Raw genomic sequence first — 13,325 nt, 5'->3', positions numbered from 1 at the left:
AGTTGAGGTTGATGACAGTTCCGGGATTTGTGTTGTGCATGAGATCGCCTTCGCGAGCAGGCTCGCTCCCACAAGGGAGTGCATTTCAAAATGTGGGAGCGACGGTGCGACGATTCGACCTGCTCGCGAAGGGGCCAGTCAATCCAGTGAAGATCCCGCGACGAGTGCCTTGGCCAACCGCTTCCCCCGCGCACCCGCCGCCAAATCCATCACGCTCTGATCGCGCTGCCACATCGCGGCCCAATGCTGCGGGCCATCGGCCAGTGCCTGAGTCACCTCAGCCTTGAGCCCATCGAACTGCGCAAACAAGCCACCGAGCAACACGTGCCCGGACGGATTATTCGGCGCTTGCCGGCTGACTTCCGCACACCCGGCCAGCAGCGCCAGCAAACGCAGTTGCAAGGCTTGCGGCCAGTCGCTGTCCTGACCGATGCCGTACAGCCAGGCGGTCATGGCGCTCAGCACATAGATGTCTTCAAGGGTGCGGAACGGTTTGATGTAAGCATCCCAGCCATCCCCCGCCAACAGTTCGCACTGAGCGTTATCGAGAAACAGCCGGCCATGGCTGATGTCTGGCATCAACGGGATTGCCGGGAGCTTTTCCAGGCGCACGCCCGGTTCATCGGGATAGACCACCGCCAGGCTCAAGCGCGGTTTTTCGTCGGGGGCTTCACTGCGGGCAGCGATCAGCAGCCAATCGGCGGCATCGCCTGCGGTGACAAAATCCTTGCGCCCGCTCAGACGCAAATCGCTGAGACGGGTCTGCATGTCCGCCACTCTCAGGCTGCGCTGTTCGGTCGCGCATAACGCGCCAAGGCTCAGCGGCGCGCTCGGCCAAAGCATGCGCAACGCCGCCTGATACCCCACCAGAAACGCCAGCCCCGGCGTCGACATCAAACGCCCGCCGGCCACCGCCAGTTCGAACGGCGTGACGTTGCCCAACTGGTGCAACAAGGTTGCGAACCCCTCGCCCAGGTCCGGGTTGGCGGGCAGGCGATCGCGGCGACTCAACAGGTTTTGCCAGGGCATAAGAGGCTACTCAAAGGCTGTCATATAAGCATCACCAAAGCTTCATGGCGATGACACCGGGGCTACATAGCCTGACTTTGCACAACACGGCTGCATAAAGAAAGTCGATCGGCTGCAACCCAAGACGGGTGACCGGCCCGTACGGAGATTCGCAATGACTCAGATCGCCCGCATCAGCGACACCGGCAATGAACGCCGCCTGCAAGCCGAACGCCTGGTGGGCGCCGAGGCCTTGCAGGAAGCCCAGGCCCTGCGCTTCAACGTGTTCAGCGGCGAATTCAACGCCAAACTGAAAGGCGCCGAGCTGGGTCTGGACATGGATGACTATGATGTTCACTGCGCCCACATCGGCGTGCGTGACTTGAACACCGGGCGTCTGGTGGCGACCACCCGTTTGCTCGACCACACCGCCGCCAGCAGCCTGGGCAAGTTCTACAGCGAAGAAGAATTCAGCCTGCACGGCCTGGTCCACTTGAAAGGCCCAATCCTGGAAATCGGTCGCACCTGCGTCGACCCCGCCTACCGCAACGGCGGTACCATTGCCGTACTGTGGGGCGAACTGGCCGAAGTGCTGAACCAGGGTGGCTACAGCTATTTGATGGGTTGCGCGAGCATCCCGATGCAGGACGGCGGCATTCAGGCCCACGCGATCATGCAGCGCCTGCGCGAACGCTACCTGTGCACTGAACACCTGCGGGCCGAACCGAAAAAACCGCTGCCGAGCCTCGCCATCCCGTCCAACGTCATCGCCGAAATGCCACCGCTGCTCAAGGCCTACATGCGCCTTGGCGCGAAGATCTGCGGCGAGCCGTGCTGGGACGAAGACTTCCAGGTTGCCGACGTGTTCATCCTGCTCAAGCGCGACGAACTCTGCCCGCGTTACGCCAAGCACTTCAAGGCGGCCGTTTGATGAGCCGGTTACGGGTGTACGCGCGGATTGCGCGAGTGCTGACGGTGGTGGCACTGGGGTTGAGCATGGCCGGAGTGTTCGGGCTGTTCGAACGTTTGGGGATCGCTCATTCGATGGTCCGCCGCCAACGCTGGTCGCGGTTCTTCATGGCGCGGTTGAGCAATGCCCTGCCCTTTCGCGTGACCGTGCACGGTCAATTGCCGAAAGCGCCGATGCTGTGGGTCAGCAACCACGTGTCCTGGACCGACATTCCACTGCTGGGCATGCTCACGCCGTTGTCGTTCCTGTCCAAGGCCGAAGTGCGCACCTGGCCGGTGGCAGGCTGGTTGGCGGCCAAGGCCGGCAGCCTGTTTATCCGTCGCGGTTCAGGAGACAGTCAGTTGATCCGCAAACAGATGACCCGTCATCTAGAGCAGGAACATCCGCTGCTGATGTTCCCGGAAGGCACCACCACCGATGGCCGTTCGCTGCGCACGTTTCATGGTCGATTGCTGTCTGCGGCGATCGACTCCGAAGTGAAGTTGCAGCCGGTGGCGATTCGTTATCTGCGCGACGGTGAGCTCGATTCGCTGGCGCCGTTCATTGGCGATGACGATTTGCTCTCGCACTTGATGCGCTTGTTTGCCAATGATCGGGGTGAGGTGGAGATTCATCTGCTCAAGCCGATCGCTTGCGAAGGTCGGGAGCGTGCGGCGCTGGCGTTCGAGGCACAGCAGGCGGTGCAGAAGGCGTTGTTTGGGGCGATTCCGGAAACACAGCAAGTCCCAATGCGCCCCGCCATTGCTGCCTGACACCTATCTACTGAAGGAACAAAAATCCCCTGTGGGAGCGAGCCTGCTCGCGAAAGCGGTATGCCATTCAGCATCTTCGTTGAATGTTATGCCGCTTTCGCGAGCAGCTCGCTCCCACAATAGGTTTATGTCGTTGGATAGTTTTGGGCAAAGTCCTGAAGTTGCGGATAGAACAATCTGAAGTCATCGCTCAACGGTTCATACAACACCCGCAACTCCTGCATCGCTGCGGCCAGTTCCTCCGGCCGCGTCAACCGCCGCGAAATCCCCCGCAGCACCTGCTCCAGCACAGCGAACTCCCGGTAAGAACCCAACCAGTCATTGGCCACCATGTGCGGCGCGATCTGCGCCAGACGTTCCGGCAATTGCGGCTCGGCGGACAAAACCCGGTACACGTCCGACGTAAATTGCTCCAGTGGCCGGTCAGAATACAGCGTCCAGTCACGTGCCAGGCAATGGTCGAAAAACACGTCGAGCACGATCCCGGCGTAACGCCTGCGGGTCAGGGAAAACCGCGACAACGAGACGTCCACCAACGGATGGCGGTCGGTAAAGACATCGATGCTGCGATGCAGCTGGATGGCCGCTTCGATCTCCGGATCGAACTGCCCTTGCAGCCGTCCTTTGACGAAATCGCCATACAGACTGCCGAGCAATTGACCAGGGCGCTGGCCACCGAGGTGCAGATGTGCGAGATAGTTCATGCCGCGCAGCTTAGCACTGCGCATTTGTATTTTTACAACCATCATATCGTTATAACTCGATATACCGATTTGCACGGTCGTCAGACCAAAATCATATTGGTATATCGCGAAGTACCGATTTAAAGTTCGCCTCATCGCGATATAGCGTTTTACTCATCACGAGCCCTGACCATGACCATCGACCTCGACGAAATAATAAAAGCCCTGGCACACCCAGTACGCCGAGACATCCTCACCTGGCTGAAAGATCCCAAAGCCCAGTTCCCGGAACAGATCCACAACCACGAGTACGGCATTTGCGCCGGACAGATCGATCAACGCTGCGGGCTGTCGCAGTCGACCGTGTCCGCCCATTTGGCGAACTTGCAACGTGCGGGGCTGATCAGCAGCCAGAAAGCCGGTCAATGGCACTTCTTCAAACGCAACGAGGACGTGATTCAGGCGTTCCTCGACGCCATCGTCAAGGAGCTCAGCGCTCCGACTAGGAATTAAACAATGCCCCTCTCGCTACTCATTCTGGCCTTGAGCGCCTTCGCCATCGGCACCACCGAGTTCGTCATCATGGGCTTGCTGCCCGATGTGGCGGCTGACCTCGGCGTGTCGATTCCCGGCGCCGGCTGGCTGGTGACCGGTTACGCCCTGGGCGTCGCCATCGGTGCGCCGTTCATGGCACTGGCCACTGCTAAATTACCGCGCAAGGCTGCACTGGTAGTGTTGATGGGCATCTTCATCATTGGCAACCTGCTCTGTGCAATGGCGACCGACTACAACGTGCTGATGTTTGCGCGTGTGGTCACCGCCCTCTGCCACGGTGCGTTCTTCGGTATCGGTTCGGTGGTCGCGGCAGGTCTCGTGCCGGCGAACAAGCGCGCTTCGGCCGTGGCTTTGATGTTCACCGGCCTGACGCTGGCCAACGTGCTCGGCGTCCCGCTGGGCACCGCGCTCGGTCAGCAAGCCGGCTGGCGTTCGACTTTCTGGGCAGTGACCGTGATGGGTGTGATCGCGTTGATTGGCCTGATCCGCTTCCTGCCGGCCAAGCGCGATGAAGAAAAACTCGACATGCGCGCCGAACTGCGCGCCCTCAAAGGCGCCGGGATCTGGCTGTCGTTGAGCATGACCGCGCTGTTCGCCGCGTCGGTCTTCACCCTGTTCACCTATGTCGCCCCACTGCTCGGCGATGTCACAGGCGTCTCGCCCAAAGGCGTGACCTGGACACTGATGCTCATCGGCCTGGGCCTGACAGTCGGCAACATCATCGGCGGCAAGCTGGCTGACAAAGGCATGGCCGCGACGCTGATCGGCGTCTTCATCTCGATGGCCGTGATCTCGACCGTACTGACCTGGACCAGCGTCGCGGTGATCCCGACCGAAATCACCCTGTTCCTATGGGCCACCGCGTGCTTCGCCGCCGTACCCGCCCTGCAAGTGAATGTCGTGACCTACGGCAAGGCCGCACCGAACCTGGTGTCGACCTTGAACATCGGCGCTTTCAACATCGGCAACGCCTTGGGTGCCTGGGTCGGCGGCAGTGTCATCGCCCACGGTTTCGGCCTGACCAGCGTGCCTCTCGCGGCAGCAGCATTGGCGGTACTCGCCCTGCTGGTGACCCTGATTACTTTCCGTCAGAGCGGTAATCCCGAACTGGCCCCTGCTACCAACTGATACCTCACGAGGGTTGTATTCAATGACGACTATTTTCGATCCGATCAAACTGGGCGACCTCGAATTGTCCAACCGCATCATCATGGCGCCGCTGACTCGCTGCCGCGCCGACGAAGGCCGCGTGCCAAACGCGCTGATGGCCGAGTACTACGTACAACGCGCATCCGCCGGCCTGATCCTCAGCGAGGCCACTTCGGTCACGCCGATGGGCGTCGGCTACCCGGACACCCCGGGCATCTGGTCCAACGATCAGGTACGAGGCTGGGCCAATGTGACCAAAGCGATCCACGGCGCCGGCGGCAAGATTTTCCTGCAACTGTGGCACGTCGGCCGGGTTTCCCACGAGTTGTACCTGAACGGTGAAGCGCCGGTCGCACCGAGCGCCATCCAGCAGAAAGGCCACGTCAGCCTGGTTCGCCCACTGGCCGACTACCCAACCCCGCGCGCTCTGGAAACTGCTGAAATCGCCGACATCGTCGACGCTTACCGCGTCGGTGCCGAGAACGCCAAGGCGGCCGGTTTCGACGGCGTGGAGATCCACGGCGCCAACGGTTACCTGCTCGACCAGTTCCTGCAAAGCAGCACCAACCAGCGCACCGACAACTACGGCGGCTCCCTGGAAAACCGTGCGCGCCTGTTGCTGGAAGTGACCGATGCCGCGATCGAAATCTGGGGCGCCGGCCGCGTCGGTGTGCACCTGTCACCGCGCGCCGATCTCCATGACATGGGCGACGACAACCTGTCCGAGACCTTCACCTACGTCGCTCGCGAACTGGGCAAGCGTGGCATCGCGTTCATTTGCTCGCGCGAGAAAGAAGCCGGCGATAGCCTCGGCCCACAAATGAAAGAAGCGTTCGGCGGCCCGTACATCGTCAACGAACACTTCACCAAGGACAGCGCCAACGCCTGGCTCGCCAGCGGCAAGGCCGATGCAGTCGCCTTCGGTGTGCCGTTCATTGCCAACCCGGACCTGCCGGCACGCTTGAAAGCCGATGCGCCGTTGAATGAAGCGCGTCCGGAATTGTTCTACGCCAAAGGCCCGGTGGGTTATATCGATTACCCGGTGATGTAAGCGTCAGCCGTTGAAATATAAAAGCCCCGACTCGAAAGAGCCGGGGCTTTTTTGCGCGGGTCACTCACAAAATCCCTACAAATCAGGTAGCTCACTACCTATCAACCTGGCGAGCGTACGTATATAAAAGCAACCCACTGCAATCAGACGAGCGTCGAGATGATCTTCGTCCGCCTCATGTGTTGACACAACCGGATCCAATTACGCATTTTGTTTCATTTGCGCAGGCTGGGGCTCAAGCGCAGCATGTCCAACCCTGTATCGACCCAGCGCTCGGCATCGATGTGCAGTTCAAAGCTGTCGGGCGCCAACAACCACTGATACAGGATGCCGTCGATGTACGCATGCAGGCTGATGGCCGCGCGGGCCGTGTCGAGGCTTTCCGGTAACTGTCCCCGATTGACCGCATTACTCAGGGCCAGGGCGATTCGCACATTGCAATCAAGACTGACCGCTCGGCGCTGCTGGCGCAGGTCGCACATTTCATCGGTGAATTCGCACTTATGAAACAGAATCTCATTGATGCGTCGGGTTTTCGGGTCCAAGGCAACTTGATGAAACAAATGAATCAGCAACTTGCGCATGCAGCCCAGGGGGTCGGGTTCATCTTCGCTTTCACTGGCCTTGGCCATTTCATCCAGCGGCTCTTGCAAGGTATCAAGCATGGCCTGCACCAGATCCGCCTTGTTGCTGAAATGCCAATAGATGGCCCCGCGAGTGACCCCGGCCAGGGTAGCGATGTCCGCCAGTGTCGTGCGCGCCACGCCCCGCTCAAAAAAGGCTTTTTCTGCCGCTTCGAGTATCTGGCTACGGGTTTCTTGAGCTTCCTCTTTGGTACGACGGACCATGGCAGTACAACCTCAATCAGGATGCCTCAGCGATGTCTGAACATCAGCTGAATAAAAGTGGGACGAACGCTCTTGGGGCGTCGTCCCCGGCCTACAATTCGGATCTTTTAACGGCTTTCGTAACGGTGTGGATACGCGGCCAGGTGTTTACAAACAACCATGAACGTAAGTATATTACTTAGCAAGCTACTTATCCACTCAGCGCACATTTTTTACCTTTCCACATTTCTAGTGCGCTATTTGCGCGCCTGACCCGAGGATTTTCATGCAATTCAAGCCAGCTGTTACCGCTCTGGTCACTGCCCTCGCCTTGGCATCGCTGCTCAGCGGATGCAAAAAGGAAGAGGCGGCACCTGCCCCACCACCCCCTCAGGTCGGCGTCGTTACTCTGCAACCTCAAGCCTTCACCCTGACCTCCGAGCTTCCGGGCCGTACCAGCGCGTACCGCATCGCCGAAGTTCGCCCTCAGGTTAACGGCATCATTCTCAAGCGCCTGTTCAAGGAAGGCGGCGACGTCAAGGCCGGCCAGCAGCTGTATCAGATTGATCCGGCTGTTTATGAAGCCACCCTGAAAAGCGCCGAAGCCAACTTGCAACAGACCAAGTCGATTTCCGATCGCTACAAGCAACTGGTCAGCGAACAGGCTGTGAGCCGTCAGGAATACGACACGGCCCTGGCCAACCGGTTGCAATCGGAAGCCGCCCTGCAAAGCGCCCAGATCAATGTGCGCTACACCAAGGTTTACGCGCCACTCTCCGGCCGCATCGGCCGCTCGACCGTGACCGAAGGCGCACTGGTCACCAGCGGCCAGGCCGACGCGATGGCGGTGATCCAGCAACTCGACCCAATCTACGTCGACGTCACCCAGTCTTCCGTGGAGCTGCTTCAGCTGCGCCGCGAACTGGAAAGCGGTCGTCTGCAAAAGGCCGGCGACACGGCGGCAACGGTCAAGCTGACCCTCGAAGACGGCAGCCAGTACAAACAGGAAGGCAAACTCGAGTTCTCCGAAGTCTCGGTGGACCAGACCACCGGTTCCGTGACCTTGCGTGCGGTATTCCCCAACCCTGATCACACCCTGCTGCCAGGCATGTTTGTACATGCCCAATTGCAGGCCGGTGTGAACAGCGCGGCGATCCTCGCTCCGCAACAAGGCGTGACCCGTGACCTCAAAGGCACCCCGACCGCACTGGTCGTCGGTGCGGACAACAAGGTCGAACTGCGTCAGCTCAAGGCCAGCCGTACTGTCGGCAGCCAATGGCTGATCGAAGACGGTCTGAAGGCCGGCGATCGCCTGATCACCGAAGGACTGCAATTCGTCAAACCTGGCATCGAAGTCAATGCCAGTGAAGCGACTAACGTTGGCGCAAAGAACCCGGCCCCCGCACAGGCAGCTAGCAAGGCTTCCAGCGGCAAAGGGGAGTAAACCATGTCCAGATTTTTTATCGACCGTCCGATTTTCGCCTGGGTAATTGCCCTGGTAATCATGTTGGTCGGGGCACTATCGATCCTCAAACTGCCGATCAACCAATACCCGAGCATTGCGCCTCCGGCCATTGCGATCCAGGTGACCTACCCGGGCGCGTCCGCACAAACCGTGCAGGACACCGTGGTGCAGGTGATCGAGCAACAGCTCAACGGCATCGATAACCTGCGTTATGTCTCGTCGGAAAGTAACTCCGACGGCAGCATGACCATTACCGCGACCTTCGAGCAGGGCACCAACTCCGATACCGCGCAGGTTCAGGTCCAGAACAAACTAAACCTGGCCACCCCGCTGCTGCCGCAAGAAGTGCAGCAACAGGGTATCCGCGTGACCAAGGCAGTGAAAAACTTCCTGATGGTGATCGGCGTGGTGTCGCGCGACGGCAGCATGACCAAGGACGACCTGTCCAACTACATCGTGTCGAACATGCAGGACCCGATCTCGCGGACCGCCGGTGTCGGTGACTTCCAGGTCTTCGGTTCGCAGTACGCCATGCGGGTCTGGCTCGACCCGGCCAAGCTGAACAACTTCAGCCTGACCCCGGTGGACGTCAAGGCTGCCATCGCCGCACAGAACATCCAGGTGTCCTCTGGTCAACTGGGCGGCCTGCCGGCTGCACCCGGCCAGCAATTGAACGCCACGATTATCGGCAAGACCCGCCTGCAGACCGCCGAGCAGTTCAACAAGATCCTGCTCAAGGTCAACAAGGACGGATCGCAAGTGCGCCTGTCCGACGTCGCCGACGTTGGCCTGGGTGGCGAGAACTACAGCATCAACGCCCAGTTCAATGGCGCACCGGCTTCCGGTCTGGCAGTGAAACTGGCCAACGGTGCCAACGCCCTCGACACTGCAAAAGCCCTGCGCAAGACCATCGAAACCCTCAAGCCGTTCTTCCCGGAAGGGATGGAAGTGGTATTCCCGTACGACACGACTCCGGTGGTGACCGAATCGATCAAGGGTGTGGTTGAAACCCTGGTCGAAGCGATCGTACTGGTGTTCCTGGTGATGTTCCTGTTCCTGCAAAACTTCCGTGCCACCGTCATCACCACGATGACTGTGCCAGTGGTATTGCTGGGTACCTTCGGGATCCTCGCGGCATTCGGTTTCAGCATCAACACCCTGACCATGTTCGGTATGGTGTTGGCCATCGGCTTGCTGGTGGACGATGCCATCGTCGTGGTGGAAAACGTCGAACGGGTGATGAGCGAAGAAGGCCTGTCACCCAAGGAAGCCACCAAGAAATCCATGGGGCAGATCCAGGGGGCACTGGTCGGTATCGCCCTGGTGCTCTCGGCGGTACTGCTGCCGATGGCGTTCTTCAGCGGTTCCACCGGTGTGATCTACAAGCAGTTCTCGATCACCATCGTCTCGGCCATGGCGCTTTCTGTGATGGTCGCCTTGATCTTCACCCCGGCGCTCTGCGCCACCATGCTCAAGGCGATTCCGAAAGGCGAGCACGGCACGCCGAAACGCGGCTTCTTTGGCTGGTTCAACCGCAGCTTCGACCGTGGCGTCAAAAGCTACGAGCGTGGCGTGGGCAATATGCTCACGAACAAGGCTCCGTACCTGCTGGCCTACGTCATCATCCTGGTCGGCATGATCTGGCTGTTCACCCGCATTCCAACGGCGTTCCTGCCGGAAGAAGACCAAGGCGTACTGTTTGCTCAGGTGCAGACCCCGGCCGGTTCCAGTGCTCAACGGACCCAGGTGGTGATCGACCAGATGCGTTCCTACCTGCTGGAGAAAGAATCCGGCGCCGTGGCCTCGGTCTTTACCGTGAACGGCTTCAACTTCGCCGGTCGCGGTCAAAGCTCGGGTCTGGCGTTCATCATGCTCAAGCCGTGGGATCAGCGGGATGCGGAAAACAGCGTGTTCAAACTCGCCGCCCGCGCCCAGCAGCACTTCTTCACCTTCCGCGACGCCATGGTGTTTGCCTTCGCACCACCGGCGGTCCTGGAATTGGGTAACGCCACCGGTTTCGACGTGTTCCTGCAGGACCGCGCCGGTATTGGTCACGCCAAGTTGATGGAGGCACGTAACCAGTTCCTCGGTATGGCCGCGCAGAGCAAAGTGCTCTATCAGGTACGTCCCAACGGTCTGAACGACGAACCGCAATACCAGCTGGAAATCGATGACGAGAAGGCCAGTGCCCTGGGCATCACCCTCACCGACATCAACAACACCCTGTCGATTGCCTTGGGCAGTAGCTACGTCAACGACTTCATCGACCGCGGTCGGGTGAAGAAGGTTTACGTGCAAGGCCAGCCGGGCGCGCGCATGAGTCCTGAAGACGTCAAGAAATGGTATGTGCGCAACAGCGCCGGCACCATGGTTCCGTTCTCGGCGTTCGCCAAGGGAGAGTGGATCTACGGCGCACCGAAGCTGTCGCGTTACAACGGCGTAGAAGCAATGGAAATCCTCGGTGCCCCGGCGCCCGGTTATTCCACCGGTGAAGCCATGGCCGAAGTCGAAGCCCTGGCCAAGAAACTGCCGGCCGGTGTCGGTATTTCCTGGACGGGTCTGTCATACGAGGAACGTCTGTCCGGTTCGCAAGCGCCAGCGCTGTACGCCCTGTCGCTGCTGATGGTATTCCTGTGTCTGGCGGCGCTGTATGAAAGCTGGTCGATCCCGATCGCGGTGATGTTGGTGGTGCCGCTGGGGATCATCGGTGCGCTGATGGCGACCAGCCTGCGCGGCCTGTCCAACGACGTGTACTTCCAGGTGGGCTTGTTGACGACCATCGGTCTGGCGGCGAAAAACGCCATTTTGATTGTCGAATTTGCCAAGGAACTGCATGAACAAGGGCGTAGCCTGCGCGATGCCGCGATCGAAGCCTGCCGGATGCGTTTGCGACCGATCATCATGACCTCGCTCGCCTTCGTCCTCGGTGTGGTACCACTGGCGATTTCCACGGGCGCCGGTTCAGGTAGCCAACATGCGATCGGTACCGGGGTAATTGGCGGTATGCTCACGGCCACGATCCTGGCGATCTTCTGGGTCCCACTGTTTTTCGTCACCGTGTCGGCCATAGGACAGCGCAAAACCGCTGACCAGGACGACGCTCTTGAACCTTCTAAAGAGGCTGGCTAATGAGCAAGTCGCTACTCTCCCTGGCTGTTGCCGCCTTCGTGCTCGGCGGCTGCTCGCTGATACCCGATTATCAGCAGCCTGAAGCACCGGTGGCGGGCCAGTATCCGCAAGGTCCGGCGTATTCGTCGGCCCAGGCGCCTGCCCAGGCTGCCGCCGAACAGGGCTGGAAGCAGTTTTTCCATGACCCGGCGCTGCAACAGCTGATCCAGGTCGCCCTGGAAAACAACCGTGATCTGCGTGTCGCGGCGCTGAACATCGACGCCTTCGCGGCTCAATACCGCATCCAGCGTGCCGATTTGTTCCCGGCGGTTTCGGCCAATGGCACCGGCAGCCGTCAGCGGGTCCCGGCACGCGCCTCGCAGACCGGCGAAGCGGGTATCACCAGTTCCTACTCGGCCACAGTGGGCATCAGCGCCTATGAACTCGACCTGTTCGGTCGGGTTCGCAGCCTGAGCGAAGAAGCGCTGCAGAAATACTTCGCCACTGAAGAAGCACGCCGCAGCACCCAGATCAGCCTGGTGGCCAGCGTGGCCAATGCCTACCTGACCTGGCAAGCCGACAAGGAGCTGCTGAAACTGACCCAGGACACCCTCGGTGCGTTCGAGGAGAGCTACAAGCTTACCGCCCGCAGCAACGAAGTGGGTGTTGCCTCGGCCCTGGACCTGGCCCAGTCGCGTACCTCGGTGGAAAACGCCCGCGCGCAACAGGCCAAGTACACCCGTCAAGTCGCCCAGGATGAAAACAGCCTGGTGCTGCTGCTTGGCACCGGTGTCCCGGCCAACCTGCAAGCGGCCAAGCCGCTGGCTGACGACCTGCTGAGCGACGTGCCAGCCGGTCTGCCATCGGACTTGCTGCAACGTCGTCCGGACATCCTCCAGGCCGAATACGACCTGAAAGCCGCCAACGCCAACATCGGCGCGGCACGGGCTGCGTTCTTCCCGAGCATCAGCCTGACGGCCAATGCCGGGACCTTGAGCCCGGACCTGTCCGGTCTGTTCAAAGGCGGTTCGGGCACCTGGTTGTTCCAGCCGCAGATCAACCTGCCGATCTTCAATGCCGGCAGCCTGCGCGCCAGCCTGGATTATTCAAAAATCCAGAAAGACATCGGCGTGGCGAACTACGAGAAGTCCATTCAAACGGCCTTCCAGGAAGTCGCCGACGGCCTGGCCGCGCGCCAGACCTACACCGATCAGTTGCAGGCCCAGCGTGATTTCGTCACCGCGAACCAGGATTACTACCGCCTGGCCGAGCGTCGCTACCGCATTGGTGTCGACAGCAACCTGACCTTCCTCGATGCCCAGCGTCAGCTGTTCAGTGCCCAACAAGTACTGATCACCGACCGTCTGGCGCAACTGGTCAGTGCCGTCAATCTGTACAAGGCACTGGGCGGTGGCTGGAACGAACAGACGGCGAAGAACGAGCCGTTGAAAGAAGAAGCGCCGAAGCTGAAGTTGTTCTGATAGCGCTGTAAAACAAGAAGCCCACCGATTGGTGGGCTTTTTGTTGTCTGCGGGAAAAGTAGGGTTGTCAGTTCTGGCCTCATCGCGGGCGAGCCCGCTCCCACAGTGTCCGTGTCGAACACAAACTTTGTGAACCCCGCTGAACCTGTGGGAGCGGGCTTGCCCGCGATGAGGCCGGCACAGACAACACAAAAACCGCCCCAATCTTACGTTCGATAATCGCCCAAAACCCGCTTTCCCCGATTGAACCATCTGGTACATTCCCCGCACCATTCG

At 60.1% G+C, this 13,325-nt stretch carries 11 protein-coding genes; 8 read left to right on the top strand and 3 right to left on the bottom strand.

Annotated features, from left to right (window positions below; genetic code table 11):
• Positions 1–138: 138 nt before the first annotated feature.
• Positions 139–1,029: an acyl-CoA dehydrogenase middle domain-containing protein gene (locus ACYZT5_RS31545; protein ID WP_462048786.1), complete on the bottom strand. Its 891-nt coding sequence runs from the start codon at positions 1,027–1,029 to the stop codon at positions 139–141.
• 154 nt (positions 1,030–1,183) lie between these two features.
• Between ACYZT5_RS31545 and olsB the strand changes: the two genes are divergently transcribed.
• Positions 1,184–1,939 (top strand): L-ornithine N(alpha)-acyltransferase, encoded by a 756-nt coding sequence (gene olsB, locus ACYZT5_RS31540; protein WP_283183319.1) that lies wholly within the window; start codon positions 1,184–1,186, stop codon positions 1,937–1,939.
• A complete protein-coding gene (locus ACYZT5_RS31535) occupies positions 1,939–2,730 on the top strand; it encodes a lysophospholipid acyltransferase family protein (protein ID WP_462048785.1) in 792 nt (263 codons plus the stop codon). Before olsB ends, ACYZT5_RS31535 begins: the two co-directional genes overlap by 1 nt.
• A gap of 125 nt (positions 2,731–2,855) precedes the next feature.
• Here ACYZT5_RS31535 and ACYZT5_RS31530 read toward each other — a convergent pair whose 3' ends face one another.
• Complete coding sequence (locus ACYZT5_RS31530; protein WP_462048784.1) at positions 2,856–3,434, bottom strand: acyl carrier protein phosphodiesterase; 579 nt, start codon at positions 3,432–3,434, stop codon at positions 2,856–2,858.
• A 171-nt stretch (positions 3,435–3,605) separates the two neighbouring features.
• On the opposite strand from ACYZT5_RS31530, the gene ACYZT5_RS31525 reads away from it, so the two are divergent.
• Genes ACYZT5_RS31525 through ACYZT5_RS31515 form a run of 3 tightly spaced genes read left to right on the top strand, consistent with a single transcriptional unit; the run spans position 3,606 to position 6,168 of the window.
• Entirely contained in the window at positions 3,606–3,926 is a 321-nt protein-coding gene (locus ACYZT5_RS31525; protein WP_449642596.1) for an ArsR/SmtB family transcription factor, read from the top strand.
• Positions 3,927–3,929: 3 nt separating this feature from the next.
• On the top strand, positions 3,930–5,096 hold the full coding sequence (locus ACYZT5_RS31520; protein ID WP_462048783.1) for an MFS transporter: 1,167 nt from the start codon (positions 3,930–3,932) through the stop codon (positions 5,094–5,096).
• Positions 5,097–5,118: 22 nt separating this feature from the next.
• Complete coding sequence (locus tag ACYZT5_RS31515; RefSeq protein WP_462048782.1) at positions 5,119–6,168, top strand: alkene reductase; 1,050 nt, start codon at positions 5,119–5,121, stop codon at positions 6,166–6,168.
• Between the two features lie 215 nt (positions 6,169–6,383).
• On the opposite strand, the gene emhR is transcribed toward ACYZT5_RS31515, so the two are convergent.
• Positions 6,384–7,016 carry an efflux system transcriptional repressor EmhR gene (gene emhR / locus ACYZT5_RS31510; RefSeq protein ID WP_462048781.1) on the bottom strand — a complete coding sequence of 211 codons (633 nt, stop codon included), beginning with the start codon at positions 7,014–7,016 and terminating at the stop codon, positions 6,384–6,386.
• 265 nt (positions 7,017–7,281) lie between these two features.
• Here emhR and emhA point away from each other — a divergent pair, with 265 nt between their 5' ends.
• From emhA to emhC, 3 genes are read left to right on the top strand one after another with little or no spacing between them, the layout of a single operon-like run.
• Positions 7,282–8,439 (top strand): efflux RND transporter periplasmic adaptor subunit EmhA, encoded by a 1,158-nt coding sequence (gene emhA, locus ACYZT5_RS31505; protein ID WP_462048780.1) that lies wholly within the window; start codon positions 7,282–7,284, stop codon positions 8,437–8,439.
• Positions 8,440–8,442: 3 nt separating this feature from the next.
• Positions 8,443–11,589 (top strand): efflux RND transporter permease subunit EmhB, encoded by a 3,147-nt coding sequence (emhB, locus tag ACYZT5_RS31500; RefSeq protein ID WP_462048779.1) that lies wholly within the window; start codon positions 8,443–8,445, stop codon positions 11,587–11,589.
• On the top strand, positions 11,589–13,049 hold the full coding sequence (emhC, locus tag ACYZT5_RS31495) for an efflux RND transporter outer membrane subunit EmhC (RefSeq protein WP_462048778.1): 1,461 nt from the start codon (positions 11,589–11,591) through the stop codon (positions 13,047–13,049). Before emhB ends, emhC begins: the two co-directional genes overlap by 1 nt.
• The last annotated feature ends 276 nt before the right edge of the window (positions 13,050–13,325 follow it).

It is taken from the genome of Pseudomonas sp. LB3P14 (assembly GCF_054898045.1).
The sequence above is the reverse complement of the archived record's forward strand: the minus strand, read 5'-3'. Positions and strand labels throughout refer to the sequence as shown.